We start from the raw sequence: 14,992 nt of genomic DNA, 5'->3' as shown, positions 1-14,992 counted from the left end.
CGGTGGGTCAGGCCTTGTCGAGCGCGGCGCTCAACTGCTGGATCTGGGTGCGCTGCCACTGGACGTAGTCGCTGACACCGTCGGGCAGGGTCTCGCTGAACTTCACGACCGCAACGTTGGCAGACGCGGCCGTGTTCAGCAACGCTTCGGTGACCGGGTCGACGGCCTGGGTGTTGTAGATGAACGCCTTGACGGTCCGCGTGGTGACCAGATCCTCCATCGCGGCGCGGTCCGCGGCCGACGGCGACTGTCCCTCCTCGACCGCCTGGGTGAAGCCCGCCGGTGCGACATCCTGAAGCCCGGCCTCGGTCAGTAGGTATCCGGCGAGCGGTTCGGTCTGTGCCACCTTCACGCCGTTGTGCTGTTGCTTGATCGTCGCGAGTTGCGCACGCAGAGAATCGATCTCGCCGTCGAACTTCTCCGCATTGGCGTGGAAGTAGTCGGCGTCGGCAGGGCTCTTCTCGGTGAGTGCCTCGGCGACGTGATCGGCGACATCGGCCACCACCGACAGGTTGTAGAAGACGTGTTCGTTGGTGGTGGAGTCGTGGGAGTGCCCGTCGCTCTCGGCGTGGTCCTCCCCGGTCTGGCTCTCCTCGGCGGAGTGATCGTACTCGGCGCCGGTCATCAGGGAGTACGCGTTGACGACGGTCGCGCTGCTGTTGTCTCCGGCGGCCTGTTCGAGGTACGCGTCATAGTGGCCGCCGTTCATGACGATGACGTCGGCGTCGGCGACGTCGGCGGTGTCGGCGGCCGACGGCTCGAACTCGTGCGGATCGCCGTCGGCGTTGGTGTAGAGCGAGGTGACCTGTGCCTTGTCACCGGCCACCGCGGACGCGACCGCGCCCCAGACGTTGGTCGAGGTGACAACTGTGGGCATGCCGGACGAACTGCCCGATCCCGAATCACTCGAGCAGCCCGCGAGTACGACCGTCGTCGCGGCAATCAGGCCGGCGGCGGCGTACCCGGCGCGTAGTGCTCGGGAGCGGTACGGGAACAGGCGTGAGCGCTTCATGAATCCTCGCTTGCAGCAAATGATAATCGTTACCGAAAGGAGTGTAGGGGATCGCAACCGGTGGGCACGAATAAGGAAATGCTGATCAGTCGATGACGGCAGGTACGACGAATCGTTCGAGCAGATCGCGTTCCCGTTCGGCGTCGGCTTCCGGTGTGACGAGCAACGAGAGGATGATGCGGACGAGATAGCGGGCCCGATCGGGGAATTGGTCGGCGTCGGGTGTCGGGCCCAACCCGGCGAGGAAGTCGGCGGCGATCCGTTCGATCGCCGGGGACAGCAGTGCCAGTTGCGACGACGTGACAGCGGCGTCGGGGGCGAACCACACCGAGAGCGCCGGATCGCCGCGTACGCCGTCGACCGCCGCGGTGATCGCGGAGACGAGGCGTCGGGCGGGATCGTCGTCGTCGATGGCGGTGATGGTTGCGGCGAGGCGTCGGGCGGCGCGGTCCACATAGGCCGTCAGCACCGCCTGCTTGTTGGGGTAGTACCGGTACAGGGTTGCGCGCGAACATCCGACGGCGTCGGCCAGATCACGCATCGTCACAGCGGTGACGGATCGGCGGGTGAAGAGATTTTCGGCGACGTCGAGGATGTGTTCACCGGCGAGTTCGGTGCGGCTCGCAGTCCAGCTACCGCGCTGCGAGATGGGTGTCGAGGTGGTCATAGAGGGTGATCACCGCACCCGAAAGGGAACGTTCGTGGGGCGTCGGACGTAATTGCCCTCCGCCCACACGATGCCGGCGGAGTCGACGCCGAAGTCCGGGTGGCGGTGGAGGAGTTCGGTGAGGGTTACACGGGCCTGCATCCGCGCGGCCGCGGCGCCGAGGCAGTGATGTGCGCCGTGGCCGAACGTCAAGATGGTTCGGGGTCGGCGGGTGAAATCGATCGCCTCGGCGTCGGCGCCGTAGACTCCGGGATCACGATTGGCAGAGCCGTAACAGAGCAGCACCTTCACGCCCTCGGGGATCGTCACCGGCCCGGTCGGCGTGTCGTAGCTGACCGGGCGCGTCGTCGTGCGCGCGAGTCCCTGTACCGGCGAGGTCAGCCGGAGGAGTTCGTCGACGGCGTCGTCGAGCGCATCTCGATTCTCTTCGGCGACGAACGAGGCCAGTTGCCGACGCGCAGTTGGATCTCTGGCGAGGAGATCGACGCTGCCACCGAGCATCCCGGTCGTCGTGTCGTTGCCACCGGCAACCATGGTGAAGGTGAACGCGAGGATCGACAGCAGACCGGCAGGGTCGTCGTCGGCGACGCCCGCGGCGACGAGATGGGAGACGGTGTCGTCACCGGGATGTTCGCGTCGATAGGCGACGAGATCGGTGAAGTAGGCCAGCATCTCCATGGTGGCCGCCGCAGCCGGTCCCGCGGCGGTTGCGGCGCCGATGCCGCCCGCGCTCGTGGCGCCGACTATCGCCTGGGTCCACTCGTCGAATCGCTGCCAATCCTGTTCCGGCACACCGAGGTAATGCGCAACGACCATCGAGGGCAACGGCTTGAAGAGCGTGCCGACGATGTCCCAGGGTGTATCCGGCGGCGTGGTCGCGAGACGATCGAGGCGGTCGACGACGAACTCACGCACACGCGGTTCGACCGTCGAGACCTGGCGGGGGGTGAATCCTCGTGCGACGAGCCTGCGGAACGCGGTGTGCGCCGGCGGATCCTGCATGACCATCGGCGGATTCTGCGCCATGCCGATCGCCTCGAGTTCACCGTCGGCGACGGTCAGTCCCTGAGCCGACGAGAACGTCTCGTGATCTCGTGCCGCGGCCATGACGTCGTGGTGCCGGGTCAGGACCCAATAGTCGCGTCCGGGCGCCGCTGCACGCACGCGGTGGACGGGGCTCGACGCGCGCAGGCGCGCGTACATCGGGAACGGATCGGCCCAGCTCGCGCCCGAACGGAGCGTGAACATCGGCTCGTCGTCCGTCGGAACGCGGCAGGACAGATCAGCTGTCATGTATTGAGACTGAGACACAATCGCAGAAGTGTCAATGACCCGTTGGCGTCCGGTGACCGTCGGGTGCCGACTTCTCTAAGCTGGAGTGATGACCATGTCCCCGATTCCGCGGCGTATCGCGCTGATCTCGGTGCATACCTCGCCACTGGCTCAGCCGGGAACCGGAGACGCCGGGGGCATGAATGTATACGTCTGGCAGACGGCGACCCGCCTCGCCCGACGCGGCGTCGAGGTCGAGATCTTCACCCGGGCGACGTCATCTGCGGACGCCCCGGTGGTTGCTGCGGCTCCGGGGGTGACGGTGCGCAACGTGGTCGCCGGCCCGTTCGAGGGCCTCGACAAGCGTGATCTGCCCGCTCAGCTCTGTGCCTTCACCGCGAATGTGCTGCGTGCCGAAGCGATGCATGAGCCCGGCTACTACGACCTGATTCATTCGCACTATTGGTTGTCCGGGCAGGTGGGTTGGCTTGCCCGCGATCGGTGGGGAGTGCCGCTGGTGCACACCGCCCACACCCTGGCCGCGGTCAAGAACGCATCCCTCGCCGCCGGTGATGTCGCCGAGCCGATGCTTCGGCAGATCGGCGAGCAGCAGGTCGTCGACGAAGCGGATCGGTTGGTGGCCAACACCGAGACCGAAGCCGCTGAACTGATCTCGATGTACAACGCCCGTGCGGACCGCATCGACGTGGTCACACCCGGTGCCGATCTCGACTGCTATACGCCGGGCTCCAAGGCTGCCGCCCGGGCCGCATTGGGCCTCGACCCGAACGAGACGCTGCTGACGTTCGTCGGCCGCATCCAGCCGCTGAAGGCGCCCGATGTGCTGCTCGCTGCGGCTGCGCCGCTGATCGACAAGAGCCGCGGCTCGGGTTCGCCGATCCGCCTTCTCGTCGTCGGAGGGCCGTCGGGCTCGGGCCTCGACCGGCCCACCGCGCTGATCGATCTCGCCGCCGAACTCGGTATCTCCGCGGACGTGACCTTCCTGGTGCCGCAGCCCGCCGACCGTCTCGCCCAGGTGTACCGGGCGTCGGATCTTGTCGTGGTGCCGAGTTATTCGGAGAGTTTCGGATTGGTCGCGATCGAGGCCCAGGCGTGTGGCGTTCCCGTCGTCGCCGCGGACGTCGGCGGCCTCGGGGTCGCCGTCGTCGACGGGCGCACAGGCATGCTTGTCACCGGGCATGAGATCGGCGCGTGGACCTCGGCGCTCGACGATGCCTTGTCGAGCCCCGCGCGCCTCGCCGAGATGGGGCGCGCGGCGCGTACCCACGCGGAGCGCTTCTCGTGGGAGCACACCGCAGATGCTCTGCTCGACAGTTATGGCCGTGCCATGGACACATTCTCGGCGCCGATGCGGCCCGGCTCCGACGCCGGTCCGGGTCTGCGGCCCCGGCGGTGGCGCCGGCGTCGTCGGACACGTATCGGAGCGTGACGACCGTCGCCGACGCATGCGATCCGCCAGCCGAGAAGTCCGATAGGGAAGAGGAATGCATGAGTCACACCGACGTGCTCGAGATCCTGGAATCAACTCTCACCGACCGTGAGATCGCCTATGCGCGAAAGGGTTCCGGCGGATCCCAGTACGAACACATCATCCTGGAACTCCCCGGGGAGAAGAAGCTCAAGACCACTGTGCTGATGACCGCCGGCCGGCACGGTGTGCGGGTGGAAGCCTTCGTGTGCCGTCACCCCGACGAGGACTTTGAGGCGGTCTACAAGTTCCTGCTCAAGCGGAATCGGCGGATCTACGGCGTCGCCTACACCGTCGACAACATCGGCGATATCTACCTCGTCGGTCGCATCTCGACGGATGCGCTGACCCCGGACGAGATCGACCGGGTGCTGGGGCAGGTGCTCGAGGCCGCCGACGGGGACTTCAACACCCTGCTCGAGTTGGGCTTCCACACGTCGATCCGCCGCGAGTGGGCGTGGCGGGTGTCGCGAGAGGAGTCGCTGAACAATCTCCTCGCATTCGAGCATCTCATCGACAAGGAGTCATTGCCCGCGCCGGGCGAGCCGATCCCGGACGAGCTGAAATCCACGGTACCGACGAGTGCATCGGTGGCGGATCTGCACGATGCACCTCCTGGCGGTTCCTTCCAGGAGTGACCCTTGTCCCGGCGAGTTCGACGATCACCTAGAGTTGTGATCGGCAACACACGGTGGTGCCGCCACCGCGACGTGACATCCGTGAAATCCGGCAGACCGGACACCGGGAGTCATGAACCGTTCCAATGAGTGTTGATACGATTGCGTGCGACCAAGCCGCCAACGGAGGTGCCATGAGCTTCAAGAGTCCTTTTGCCGACGTCGAGATCCCCAATGTCAGCGTCTACGACTACCTGTTCAGCGATATCAGCGAGTCGGACCTCGATCGGGTTGCCCTCATCGACCCGAAGTCGGGAACCGAGACCACCTATCGCCAGTTGGTCGGACAGATCAACGCCGCTGCCGGCGCGCTGGCCGCCCGCGGAATCGCCGTCGGCGACGTGGTGGGTGTCCTGTCGCCGAACATCCCGGCGTTCGCCACCGTCTTCCACGGCATCCTGCGGGCCGGTGCCACCGCAACCACGATCAACGCGCTGTTCACCGCAGCCGAGATCGCCAAGCAGTTGCGTGACTCGAACGCCAAGATGCTGGTGACCATCTCCCTGATGAGCGAGCAGGCCGCGGCCGCGGCCAAGGAGGTCGGGATCTCGGATGAGAACCTGATCATTCTCGACGGCGAGGGGCAGGAGGCGACAGGACATCCCAATGCCGTCGACCTGTTGGGTCCCAACCTGCCCGCACCGGATGTGACCTTCGACCCGGCAACGCATGTCGCGGTTCTGCCGTACAGCTCGGGAACCACGGGAAATCCCAAGGGCGTCATGCTCACTCACACGAACCTCGTCGCCAACGTCGCGCAGATCAGCCCGATCCAGGCGATGAATGCCGACTCCGTTGTCATCGCGGTGTTGCCGTTCTTCCACATCTACGGCATGACCGTGCTCCTCAACGCGGCGCTGCGCACCCGCGCCCGACTGGTCATCATGCCCAGGTTCGACCTCGTCGAATTCCTGGAAAACATCCAGAACTACAAGGTCACCAGCGCGTTCATCGCCCCGCCCGTCGCGGTCGCGTTGGCCAAGCACCCTATCATCGACAACTATGACCTCTCTTCGCTCGAGTCGATGATGTCGGGCGCCGCGCCGCTCGACGACGAGCTGGGCAAGGCCGTGGCCGCACGGTTGAACCTCAACATGCTGCAGGGCTACGGGATGAGTGAGCTCTCGCCGGTCAGCCACATGATCCCGGAGGACATGGCGACTCTCGGCGTCGAGAAGCCGCCGCTGTCGTCGACGGGATGGGCCGTGCCCAACACCGAGAACAAGATCGTCGACCCGGCCACCGGAGAGGACATCCCGTTGCCGGCCGAGGGCCTGTCGGTTCCCGGCGAGCTCTGGGTCAAGGGTCCCAACGTCATGCTGGGCTACCTGAACAACGAGCAGGCCACCGCGGACACCATTGACGCCGACGGATACCTGCACACCGGCGACATGGCACAGGTCGATCCGACCGGGTGTGTCTACATCGTCGACCGACTGAAAGAACTGATCAAGTACAAGGGCTATCAGGTGCCACCCGCAGAACTCGAGGCACTGCTCCTCACGCATCCCAAGATCGCCGACACCGCGGTCATCGGTGTGATCGAGGAGGAGAGCGGCGAAGAGATCCCGAAGGCCTTCATCGTGACCCAGCCCGACGCCGAACTCACAGGTGACGAGGTCATCGAGTTTGTCGCAGCAAAGGTGGCGCCGCACAAGAAGGTTCGTGCGGTCGAGTTCATCGACGTGATCCCCAAGTCGGCATCCGGCAAGATCCTGCGCAAGGATCTGCGTAAGTAGCCGATCGCATCCGCACGACAATGGCGGGCAGTCCCGGAAGGGGCTGTCCGCCATTGTCGTCGGTGTGAGTGGTCACAGGTGGGCTGTGACGTGTCTTGGCTCAGAGATGAGCCGGCCGGTCAACCGTGTCAGGCGTTCTCCGTGGAGAGCACCGAATCCACGAACTTGCCGATCCGCTGCCGCAGGTCGGCGATCCGTTCGGAGCGGATGGCGTCGAGGTCGGTGCCCTTGTGATAGGCGGGAGGCAGCTGACGGACGTTCGTGGAGCAGCGGAAATGGGCGCAGGCCAAGACGCCCAGCGTGTCGCCCTTGCGTCCGGCCGCACCTGCTCGCCGGACCGTGAAGAGCACGGACTCGTCGGTGAGGTTGACGTCGTGACACCACGAGCACATGGCGCGGGAACGGGGTTTTGCCTCGGCCTGGGTCAGCAGCAGTGCGACCGGGCCGTCGTCGTGGGGGACGACGATGTAGGACCGACGCGGCATCTTCGGGTCGCGCCAGCCGTAGAACTCGAGACCGCCGAAGTCGACGTCGTCGAAGTCGGGGGCGAAGGTGACACGTTTGACCTCGCTGCGCGTGGCGCCGCGGAAGGCTGACGTGATCTGCTCACGGGTGAGGGGTTGCAATGGATGATCCGTTCTGGAAAGGGCGTCGACGACGGCACGACGGCACGACGGCACGACGGCACGACGGCACGACGGCACGACGACGCGAGAGTCGAGTGAGTGGAGATGGACATGCGCCAGCCCCCGGCCACGTGGGACGGCGGGCGGGGCGGGATCATCTGTTGCGGGCGCAGTCGGCGCCGGCAACTCCCTCGACTCGAACGGAACTCATGGCTCCACTGTAGACAGCGTTGTCAACCTGTTTCAGGGTCGTCGGGTGCGACCTCGGCCGCACGGAGACGAGCACGATTGCGTGCGTACGCCTCGATGATGCCTACGTGGCGATTGATCTGCGGCTCGTTTGGGGGGTCGCCCGGTGCGGGATTGAGTGTCCACGCGATGCGTCCGGCATCCGGACCGTCCCGGATGACCTCGGTGGTGAACTGGCCGGGCTCGGGCCCGACCATCCGATTGTGTCGACCGCATGCCGGGGCGAGATTACCGATGTCGGTGGTGCCGCCGTCGGCCCAGCTCACATCTGCGTGGTGAATCTCGCACATCACGGCCGGGAGGTTGCAGCCAGGAGCGGTGCACCCCTCGTGGGCCGCGAACAACGCGAGCCGCTGGGCCTGCGAGGCCAGTCGGTTTCCGCGGACCAGCTCGAGCGGAAGTATTGAATGATCTTCGAACACAACGAGATACGGCTGTGCCTGCGCTGCGAGGTGGACGAGGTCCGAGAGGGGTAGAGCGGTGCCGGTGGCCGTCTCGGCGATGCCTGCGGCGTCATTCAGATCGGCCAGGGTGACCTTGATGAGGAGATGCGGTGGCAGCCCTCGGTGGGACGAGCCGAGCAATCCACCGTCCAGGGTTGCCCGCAGCAGCGCGGCGAAGGCGTCGTGCCTGCGCTGGCCGAGGGTACGGTCATCGCGCTTGCGCGCCTGCTCGAGGACCTCGGGGTCGGCCGCGTCAACGGCTCCGCTGGGGGACTCGGCGTCGAGCGGATTGTTCATTCCCGGGGCCGCCCAGACGCTCATGACGGTCTCGAACATCGCGCGTGTGGTGGGGTCGAGTCGGCCCTTGAGCCCCGACATCAGTTGCACGTCTTGCTTTTCGAGATAGAGATCGCGGCGTCGGGCACGGTCGGCGTCGCTCGTTGTGGCGCCGTCCGGATTCAGTTCGCCGAGCAGACGCTGACCCTCGAGGTTGATCTTCGCGGGTGTCAGTTTCCGGGCTTCCTCGGCGAGGCTCTCCTCGGCAGCCGCTTTATCCTCGTCCGATACCTTCTCCGGGATCTGATCGAGGATGTCGAGGAGTTCATCCACGTGGCCGGCGCCGAGGTCACCCGTGCGGACGCCCTCGGCGACCGCCGGATACTGGGGACCGATACGTTCGCCGTCGGCGGTCACCTGCTCGGTCAGCGCGCGCATCCGATCGATCCGACGTTTTGGTTCCGTGATGCGCAGCCCGGCGATCACGAACTGCTGCAGTGACGAGAAGCCCTTCGTCCGGTAGGCCTCGCGGTGATCGATCTCCGCGAGCAGCCGCAGCCCGAGGCCTTCCCATCTGCGTGCTGTCCGCTCGTGGATCTCGGCGATGCGCAACAGTTCCGCGTCGGTCGTCGACTCCGTCGATGCCTGCTCGATCCGGTCGACGAGATCCACCAACTCCTCATACAGCGCAAGCAGATTCGGATGCGAGACAGTCGAATCGGAGGCAGGAGTGTCGACGACCACGGCTGCCACCCCCTCGGACCACTCGGAACCCGTCTTTGACGAGTCCAACCTACGTCCGATCGACGGGGTGACCCGAAGCTCTATCCACAGGCTGTCAGCTCACGTCCTCCAGATGGCCCTCCGGGGTGTGCGTGCGGCGGTGATGAACATAGGTGAAGACCCAGAGCACCACGCCGAGCAGCAGGAGCCAGCCGGCGATCTCGTACTGCTCCGGGTCGCGGCCGGTCACCGGCAGGCACAGGTAGAAGCAGGTCACCGCACCCAGGACCGCAACCGCCGCGTTTGTTCGAAAATGCTTGTGCTGCACATGATCACGCCGCAGCACCAGGACGCAGATGTTCACCACCGTGAAGACGGCAAGCAGTAGCAGTGCGGTGGTGCCGCCGAGTAGTCCGACGACGGACCCATTGGGGTTGGCGCTGACGTACACCAGGAGGCACAGGGCGATGACGGTGGTGAAGATGATGGCCGCGAACGGGGTCTGCCGACCGGGGTGCACATACGCGAGGAATTTCGGCAGCACACCCTGCTTGGCCATGCCGTAGAGCAGGCGGCTGGCCATCATCATGTTGATCAGTGCCGTATTCGCGACGGCGAACATCGAAATCCAGGGCAGCAGTTCATTCATCGGGAAGCTGGGTGCGGCGGTTTGGATGACGTCGAGCAGCGGGGTCTCACTCTCGGCGAGGTCGCCCACCGGCACGATCGCGACTGCCGCGATCGAGATCAGCACGTAGACGATGGCGACGATCGCCAGACCGCTCAACATGACCTTGGGGAAGATCCGTGACGGCTCCTTGCATTCCTCGGCCATGTTCACCGAGTCCTCGAATCCCACCAGCGCGAAGAAGGCGAGTGCCGTCGCCGACGACACGGCGATGAAGACGTTCTTGTCGGCCGACGACTCGAAGGCGACGACGGCGCTCCAGTCGCCGTTGCCACCGAGCAGGAACCAGTAGCCGACCAAGATGACGAGCACGAGGCCGCTGAGTTCCACCAGCGTCAGAACGACATTGGTACCGACGCTCTCGGCGACGCCGCGGAAGTTGATGAACATGACGAGCAGCAGAAAGGCGATCGCCAGGAATGGAATCGCGGGATTGTCCGACGCCGGGGTGTCACCTCCCGCGAATGCGGTCAGCATGAAGTTCGCGAAGGCGCGCGAGGCGGTCGCAGCCGACGTGATACCCGAGCACATCACCGTGAACAGCACGATGAACGTCACGAAGTGGACGCCGAACGCCTTGTGCACATAGAGCGCTGCCCCCGCGGCCTGCGGATACTTGGTCACCAACTCCAGGTACGAAAAGGCCGTCAGTGTCGCCACGAAGAACGCGATGAGGAACGGCAACCACGCGGCGCCACCCACCTCGCCGGCGACCTGGCCGGTGAGTGCGTAGACGCCGGTGCCCAGCATGTCGCCGATGATGAACAGCAGCAACAGCTTCCAGCCGAGGACGCGTTTGAGGGCCGGTTGATCGGTGGGTGCGTCGGTCTCCGTGTTGGTCGTCATGATCCGACGCTAAACCCGATTTGTCCGATTCAGGAGTCGTTCGCATGACTTCTTACGCGTTCGAGACATGCCTGTCACCCGGGTTGATGGTTACGATCCCACAGCGTCGCGATCGAGGAGTCGACGACGCTTGGGGAGGAAACGACAATGGCGGAGACGCAGTCCAGTGCGCATCGGGAGTACCCGCACCGGGAGTACCCGCAGCAGGGTTATCCACACCAGGGGTACCCGCGGCAGCAGGGGTATCCACAGCCACAGCCGGGATACCCGGCGCAGGGTTTCGCGCCGGGCGCCTATCCGCCGGGTTATCGGCCCTCTGTCCCCACCCCGAATCCGGTTCCGCGCAACACCGCCCTGACCAGGTCGTTGGGGTCGTTGACCGGCATTGTGTGGGTTGCCCTCATCGGCCTCGGGTATCTCACCTTCGCCGTCATTACACCGCGTGAGACCGGCGAGGAGTCGACGGCGAGCGGATGGGGGACGTGGACTCACCAGGGCGCGGGCCTCGAACTTCACGAGAACTCGAGCGCGGTGATGCTCAAGGTCGTGCTCGTCCCGCTGGTGATCCTCGTGCCGACGCTGCTCGGAGCACTCTTCATCCTGCTGAATCTCGGCCGGCGCGCGTGGTTCATCGTGAACGCGGTCTTCGCGGTCCTGGCAACGGCGGCCATCGCGTACTTCGTCGCCAACCCCGACAACACGACGCTCGTGTTCGATCCGGACTCGAACGACTACATCATGTCGAACTACGACTTCGCCGCTGGTAGCGGTGCCTATCTGATTCTGATCGGCTGTGTTGCGGTGGTCGTCGTCTCGATCATCGGTGCGGTGGTGTCACAGAAGCGACCGGGCGAGTTGCCGGCCACGCCAGATGGCCGATTCTGATCGAGCCGAGGGTCCGGCCGAATCCTCCGGCACACTGGTCGGGGTGACCGACTCCCAGCTGCGCACGATCCACCGTCTCATCCTGGCGGTCTCGTTGATCGCCACCACGGCGCTCACCGTCGCACTCGGTGTCACCGACCCGGCGGTACCGGCGTCGTACCCCACCAAATTCCTCGTCTGGAATCTCTTCCTCGCCTGGATTCCGATGATGTTCGCTGTCGGTTTCGCCCTTGTCCGCCAACGGTTCTGGCTGATTCCGCTTGGACTGGGGTGGCTGGCATTCCTACCCAACTCGCCGTATCTGGTCACCGATCTCATCCACCTCGGCGAGTCCGGCACCGAAATGTGGCGGCACGTTCTGCAATACGGATTCGCCGCGTGGACGGGCATCATCTTGGGTGTCGTCTCCCTGTTGCTGGTGCACCGGCGGATCGAGCGCGAGGTCGGCACCTTCGCCGGCTGGATCTGCGTGGTTCTCAGTGTCGGGCTGTGCGCCATCGGCTTGGTCATCGGACGGTTTCAGCGCTGGAATTCCTGGGATCTCGTCACCCGGCCCGACGACGTCGTCGCCGCCACCTGGGAGTGGATCCGCCAACCGCTCGCACACATTGCGCCGACCGGTGTCGCCGTGGCCGTCGCGGCGTTCTTCGGGCTCGCGTATCTCACCGTGTGGGCGCTGGGATCGCTCGGTCCCTCGAGCCGTGGACCCGCGTTGCCGAGACCCACCCGCGCGGGTGTGGAAAACTGACATCCATGAGCAACGGCACCCTGATTCTGATGCGTCACGGCGAAAGCGAATGGAACGCGTCCAACCAGTTCACCGGCTGGGTCGACGTCGCGCTGACCGAGAAGGGCAAGGCGGAGGCCGTGCGCGCGGGCGAGTTGCTCGTCGAACACGACGTCCTGCCCGATGTCCTGTACACCTCGTTGCTGCGTCGCGCGATCAGCACCGCGCAGATCGCGCTCGACAAGGCCGATCGGCATTGGATTCCGGTCGTCCGGGACTGGCGTCTGAACGAACGTCACTACGGCGCGCTGCAGGGGCTGAACAAGGCCGACACCCTGGAGAAGTACGGCGAGGAGCAGTTCATGCTGTGGCGTCGCAGCTACGACACCCCGCCGCCGCCGATCGATCCCGACGGCGAGTACAGCCAGAGCCACGACCCGCGGTACGCCGACCTGCCCGAGGTGCCCCTGACCGAATGCCTCAAGGACGTCGTCGAGCGCCTCATCCCGTACTTCCTGGAAAAAATCGCCGCCGACATCAAGGCAGGCAAGACCGTCCTGGTCGCCGCCCACGGCAACTCGCTGCGCGCGCTGGTGAAATACCTCGACGACATCTCCGACGCCGACATCGCCGCGCTCAACATCCCGACCGGTAACCCGCTGCGTTATGACTTGGACGAAAACCTCAAACCGCTCACTCCCGGCGGCACCTACCTGGATCCTGAAGCTGCGGCCGCCGGCGCCGCGGCGGTCGCCGCGCAGGGCAAGAAGTAGGCCCTCGCCCGGCCGGGCGGGAATGTCGGTCCCGCGGTGCTCGTAACAGAATCGTCACCCCACCGGTGGTGTGACCCGCGCTACATTGGAGGGCATGGTGGATGAGGGGACGCTGCACATCAGACATTCTCCTGCTCGGGAGCGGTATGAGGCGGTTCTCGAGACCAACGACGGCGAGGTCGTCGTCGGATATCTCGATTACGTCAAGGAGATCGAGCAGCGAGTCCTGACGCATACCGTGATCCACGAGCAGTACAGCGGGCGCGGGTACGCCGGTCAGCTCGTCAAGGCGGTCCTCGACGACATCCGTCCCACCGGGGATCTCGTCGTCCCGGTCTGCTCCTACGTGCAGACCTACATTCAGCGGCATCCGGAGTATGCGGACATGGCCGTTCCGGTGCGGCAGTAATCCGTCGTTCACCCTGCAGCACACCGGCCATGTCGTTGCCCGGGTGTCAGCGGAACATCGCGTGAACAGCCGCCCAACACTTCCGCGGAATGTGCGCTCGGCGTTTGGCGGCCCGTAAGCTGGGCGTGTGACCGTTGCTCTGACCGTCGGCGCGATTGCGCTGGCGCTGTTGGTTGGGATCGCCATCGGCAGAGCCTGGATTCTGCGGACACATCCCCGCTCCGGAGCCACCCTCGTCGGGCACGCCGGTGCCACGTCGGACGGACGTGCGTCCACCGTCACGGCCCTCGCTCCCCGCGCCCGCCAGGAGACCGCCGAGGCGCCGCGCGCCGTGCCGGAGACCGCCGAGCTGCGCGACTCCGATGTCGTTTCACTGACCGACGACGGCCGCATGACCAAGGCGGGGCTGCTCAGTCTGATCGTCCGCAATTCGGAGACGGCGGTGGCCGTCGTCGATCACTTCCGTGACGTCGTCATGTACAACCATCGGGCGGTGGAACTCGGGCTCGTCCGAGATCAGCTTCTCGCCGACGCCGTGTGGGACGCCGCGAAGGAGGTCCTCGACACGAGCGAGGAGCATCACTTCGAATTCAGCCCGCCCCCGTCGTCGTTGGGTTTCGTCTCCACCGGCCGGGCCACCGCACGCGCCGTCGAATCGGTTCGCTGTCTCGTCCGCCTCGCCTCCGACGCAGACGAGCGCTACGCCGTCGTCTACGGCCAGGACGACACCGAACACCTGCGCGTGGAGGCCACCCGCCGCGACTTCGTCGCCAACGTCTCCCACGAACTCAAGACGCCCGTCGCAGCCATCGGGCTCCTCGGTGAGGCGCTCCTGGAATCCGCCGACGACGTCGACAGCGTCGACCATTTCGGCCGCAAGGTCGTCACCGAGGCCGAGCGACTCGGCCGCATGGTCAACGAACTCCTCGCGCTGTCCCGTCTGCAGGACGGCAACACCGCGGAACTGACGTCGGTCGACGTCGACGCCCTGATCGACGACGCCATCGAGGCGGCCCGGATCAGTGCAGAGGCAGCCACCATCTCGTTGCGCGCCGACGCGCCGTCGGGCCTGACCGTGCATGCCGACCGGGTGCTGCTGCTGACCGCGCTGAACAACCTCATCATCAACGCGATCGCGTACTCGCCGGCGAACACCACAGTGTCGGTGAGTCGGCGGATCTCCAAGGTCGACGGTCGGCCCATGGTGGCGATCGCCGTCACCGACCGCGGAATCGGCATCGATCCCGTCCATCAGCAACGGGTGTTCGAACGGTTCTTCCGCGTCGACAAGGCACGTTCGCGACTGACCGGCGGCACCGGCCTCGGCCTCGCGATCGTCAAACACGTCGCCGCCAATCACGGCGGCACGATCGGGTTGTGGAGCAAGCCCGGCACCGGCTCCACGTTCACCCTCTGCATCCCGCAGGACCTGTCCGCCGACGACTGGGGCGCGGACGACTCCGAGAATGACCAGCCCTGACCGAACAACAG

14 protein-coding genes are annotated in these 14,992 nt (G+C 65.6%); 8 read left to right on the top strand and 6 right to left on the bottom strand.

Annotated elements, in window-relative coordinates; translation table 11 throughout:
• Nucleotides 1–7: 7 nt before the first annotated feature.
• The 3 genes from ACZ4TW_RS15415 to ACZ4TW_RS15405 all read right to left on the bottom strand — a co-directional run bounded on the left by ACZ4TW_RS15415 (nt 8) and on the right by ACZ4TW_RS15405 (nt 2,972).
• Entirely contained in the window at nt 8–1,012 is a 1,005-nt protein-coding gene (locus ACZ4TW_RS15415; protein ID WP_465543909.1) for a metal ABC transporter solute-binding protein, Zn/Mn family, read from the bottom strand.
• 85 nt (nt 1,013–1,097) lie between these two features.
• On the bottom strand, nt 1,098–1,679 hold the full coding sequence (locus ACZ4TW_RS15410; protein WP_465543907.1) for a TetR/AcrR family transcriptional regulator: 582 nt from the start codon (nt 1,677–1,679) through the stop codon (nt 1,098–1,100).
• A gap of 9 nt (nt 1,680–1,688) precedes the next feature.
• Nucleotides 1,689–2,972, bottom strand: coding sequence for a cytochrome P450 (locus ACZ4TW_RS15405; protein ID WP_465543905.1), 1,284 nt, complete (start codon nt 2,970–2,972; stop codon nt 1,689–1,691).
• A gap of 88 nt (nt 2,973–3,060) precedes the next feature.
• Between ACZ4TW_RS15405 and mshA the strand changes: the two genes are divergently transcribed.
• From mshA to ACZ4TW_RS15390, 3 genes are all read left to right on the top strand, one after another.
• Nucleotides 3,061–4,401 (top strand): D-inositol-3-phosphate glycosyltransferase, encoded by a 1,341-nt coding sequence (mshA, locus tag ACZ4TW_RS15400; protein WP_465543903.1) that lies wholly within the window; start codon nt 3,061–3,063, stop codon nt 4,399–4,401.
• On the top strand, nt 4,398–5,078 hold the full coding sequence (locus ACZ4TW_RS15395) for a type III secretion system chaperone family protein (protein ID WP_465543901.1): 681 nt from the start codon (nt 4,398–4,400) through the stop codon (nt 5,076–5,078). The genes mshA and ACZ4TW_RS15395 overlap by 4 nt, the downstream gene beginning before the upstream one ends.
• Nucleotides 5,079–5,251: 173 nt before the next feature.
• The gene (locus ACZ4TW_RS15390; RefSeq protein ID WP_465543900.1) at nt 5,252–6,856 is read left to right on the top strand and encodes an AMP-binding protein; all 1,605 of its coding nucleotides are present in this window, start codon (nt 5,252–5,254) and stop codon (nt 6,854–6,856) included.
• A 128-nt stretch (nt 6,857–6,984) separates the two neighbouring features.
• Here ACZ4TW_RS15390 and ACZ4TW_RS15385 read toward each other — a convergent pair whose 3' ends face one another.
• The 3 genes from ACZ4TW_RS15385 to ACZ4TW_RS15375 form a co-directional block, all read right to left on the bottom strand.
• Nucleotides 6,985–7,482 carry an FBP domain-containing protein gene (locus tag ACZ4TW_RS15385; RefSeq protein ID WP_465543898.1) on the bottom strand — a complete coding sequence of 166 codons (498 nt, stop codon included), beginning with the start codon at nt 7,480–7,482 and terminating at the stop codon, nt 6,985–6,987.
• A gap of 233 nt (nt 7,483–7,715) precedes the next feature.
• Complete coding sequence (locus ACZ4TW_RS15380; protein ID WP_465543896.1) at nt 7,716–9,194, bottom strand: HNH endonuclease signature motif containing protein; 1,479 nt, start codon at nt 9,192–9,194, stop codon at nt 7,716–7,718.
• A gap of 94 nt (nt 9,195–9,288) precedes the next feature.
• Nucleotides 9,289–10,707: an APC family permease gene (locus ACZ4TW_RS15375; RefSeq protein ID WP_465543894.1), complete on the bottom strand. Its 1,419-nt coding sequence runs from the start codon at nt 10,705–10,707 to the stop codon at nt 9,289–9,291.
• A gap of 375 nt (nt 10,708–11,082) precedes the next feature.
• On the opposite strand from ACZ4TW_RS15375, the gene ACZ4TW_RS15370 reads away from it, so the two are divergent.
• From ACZ4TW_RS15370 to ACZ4TW_RS15350, 5 genes are all read left to right on the top strand, one after another.
• Nucleotides 11,083–11,592, top strand: a complete 510-nt coding sequence (locus tag ACZ4TW_RS15370; protein ID WP_465543892.1) for a hypothetical protein — start codon at nt 11,083–11,085, stop codon at nt 11,590–11,592.
• 43 nt (nt 11,593–11,635) lie between these two features.
• Nucleotides 11,636–12,340, top strand: a complete 705-nt coding sequence (locus tag ACZ4TW_RS15365; protein WP_465543890.1) for a DUF1361 domain-containing protein — start codon at nt 11,636–11,638, stop codon at nt 12,338–12,340.
• A 5-nt stretch (nt 12,341–12,345) separates the two neighbouring features.
• On the top strand, nt 12,346–13,092 hold the full coding sequence (locus ACZ4TW_RS15360; protein WP_465543888.1) for a phosphoglyceromutase: 747 nt from the start codon (nt 12,346–12,348) through the stop codon (nt 13,090–13,092).
• 94 nt (nt 13,093–13,186) lie between these two features.
• On the top strand, nt 13,187–13,501 hold the full coding sequence (locus tag ACZ4TW_RS15355) for a GNAT family N-acetyltransferase (protein ID WP_465543886.1): 315 nt from the start codon (nt 13,187–13,189) through the stop codon (nt 13,499–13,501).
• 127 nt (nt 13,502–13,628) lie between these two features.
• Nucleotides 13,629–14,981, top strand: a complete 1,353-nt coding sequence (locus ACZ4TW_RS15350) for a sensor histidine kinase (RefSeq protein WP_465543884.1) — start codon at nt 13,629–13,631, stop codon at nt 14,979–14,981.
• The last annotated feature ends 11 nt before the right edge of the window (nt 14,982–14,992 follow it).

This window comes from Agromyces sp. NPDC029043 (assembly GCF_055564615.1).
Note: the sequence above shows the minus strand (reverse complement) of the source record. Positions and strands in the feature narration are given on the sequence as shown.